Here is a 2,234-nt window from a genome sequence, read left to right on the forward strand (position 1 = left end):
GAGCGACGACGACTACCTCGACGACTTCGATACCGGATTCAACGACGGCGACTTCTCCTCGTCAGAACGCAATCTGGAGAGCTACGCCCGGGCGTCCTGGAGCACGGAGGACTGGCAGGTCACCGCCGACGCCCAGGACTGGCAGACGATTGACCCGACCGTCTCCCCACGCAACGAACCCTATGCGCGCCAGCCCAGGGTGAGCTTCGACTACCGGCCGCTGATCACGGACATGCCGCTGGACGTATCGTTCGAGGCGGAGGCGGTGGACTTCTACCACCCCTATCCGGATCAGCGTGTCACCGGCCAGCGTTTCGACATGAAACCGCGCCTGGCCCTGCCGCTGCGCTCGCTCGCCTATCATTTCGAGCCGGCGGTATCCTGGCGCTACACCAGCTATCAGCTCGACGATCCGGACGGCACCAGCCGCAGCCCGGACCGCAGCGTGCCGATCTACAGCGTGGACACGGGGCTGAACTTCGTCCGCGACACGTCCTGGTTCGGGCATAACATGACCCAGACCCTGGAACCGCGGATGTTCTACCTCTACGTCCCCGAGCGGAATCAGGACGACCTGCCCACGTTCGACACCGACGCCTCGGACCTCAGCTACAGCCAGCTCTTCCGGGAGGAGCGCTTCAGCGGCCCGGACCGCGTGGGTGACGCCAACCAGCTAAGCCTCGGCGTGACCTCGCGCCTGCTGGATCAGAACACCGGCCGGAACTACCTGCGCTTCTCCGCCGGCCAGATCTTCTATTTCGACGACCGCGAGGTCACGCTGGATGGCAGCGACGACACCGAGGAGCGCTCCGACTACTTCACCGAGCTCCGGCTGAATCTGCCCCTCGGGCTGAGCAGCACCATCAACTACAGCTGGGACGAGGCCGATTTCGGGAACCACGACCTCTACAGCCGGGTCCGATGGAACAATGGCGGCCCGCTGCTGCTCAACGTCAGCTACCGCGACCGCAGCGGCGAGGGCCGCAACCCGCTGGAGCAGGCGGAGACGAGCTTCGCGCTGTCCGTCTCGCCGCGCTGGTCGGTGCTCGGCGGCTGGAACCAGGATCTGCTCGACAAGGAGACGGACGAGCGCTTCATCGGCCTGGAGTACGAGAGCTGCTGCTACGCGATCCGCGCGGTCTACCAGGCGACCCAGGACAACGCCCCCGGCGACAACCTGGAGAACCAGATCCTGCTCCAGTTCGCGCTCAAGGGCCTGGGTGGCCTCGGTGATACAATCCCCCAGTTTTTCGAGAATGCGGTGCCGGGCTACAAGGCCCGGCCAGGCTACTGACCGGACGCGGTGCCCGCGTGCACCGGGCGTCCCCACGACTGATCGAGGTATAGACCGTGTTGCGCATGAGCCTCTACCGGTGCATCGCCGCCGCCTTCCTGACGCTCGCCCTGGCGGGGCCGGCGGCGGCCCAGCTGCTGGACCGGATCGTCGCCGTGGTCAACGAAGACGTCATCCTGATGTCGGAATTCCAGGACGAGCTCGCCCAGGTCCGCTCGCAGCTGCAGCAGCGTGACATCGAGGCGCCGTCGGAGCAGGAGCTGCGCCAGCAGGTCCTGGAGCGCCTGGTCGTCGAGCAGCTCCAGATCGACGCCGCCAACCGGCGCGGCATCACCGTCGACCAGGCCACGCTCGACGCCGCGGTCCGCCGCGTGGCCGAACGCAACAACCTGGACCTGCGCGGCTTCCGCGACGCCCTCGTCAATCAGGGCATGTCCATGGACGGGTTCCGCGAGCGCCTGCGCCGCCAGATCCTTGTCCAGCGCCTGCGCCAGCGCGTCATGGATCAGCGGGTCAACGTCACGCCCCAGGAGATCGAGCAGTACACCGCGCGCCTCGCCGAGGACCAGCAGGAGTACCACCTCCGACACATCCTTGTGGCGCTACCGGAGGCGGCCTCGCCCGAGGCCATCTCCGACGCCCGCGACAAGGCCGAGGCCCTGCGCCGCCAGCTCACCGAGGGCGGCGCCAACTTCGCGACCCTGGCGGCGGCGCGCTCGGACGGGCGCAACGCGCTGGAGGGTGGCGATCTCGGCTGGCGCCGGGCCGGCGAGCTGCCGGGCGTTATCGCCGACCGCCTGAACGCCCTCGACCCCGGCGGGATCAGCGAGGTTCTGCGCACGCCCTCGGGCTTCCACCTGTTCAAGATGGAGGACCGCCGCGCCGCCGAGCGGCACGTCGTCACCCAGAGCCATATCCGCCACATCATGATCCAGACCAA

General features: G+C 67.8%; 2 protein-coding genes. Both read left to right on the forward strand.

The window, feature by feature from the left end; genetic code table 11:
* The coding region (locus tag G7A99_RS14045; protein WP_163141172.1) for an LPS-assembly protein LptD at nt 1-1,294 on the forward strand (1,294 nt) is incomplete at its 5' end.
* A 65-nt stretch (nt 1,295-1,359) separates the two neighbouring features.
* A partial coding sequence (locus tag G7A99_RS14050) for a peptidylprolyl isomerase (protein WP_163141175.1) occupies nt 1,360-2,234 on the forward strand: 875 nt, incomplete at its 3' end.

It is taken from the genome of Arhodomonas sp. KWT, from assembly GCF_010993615.1.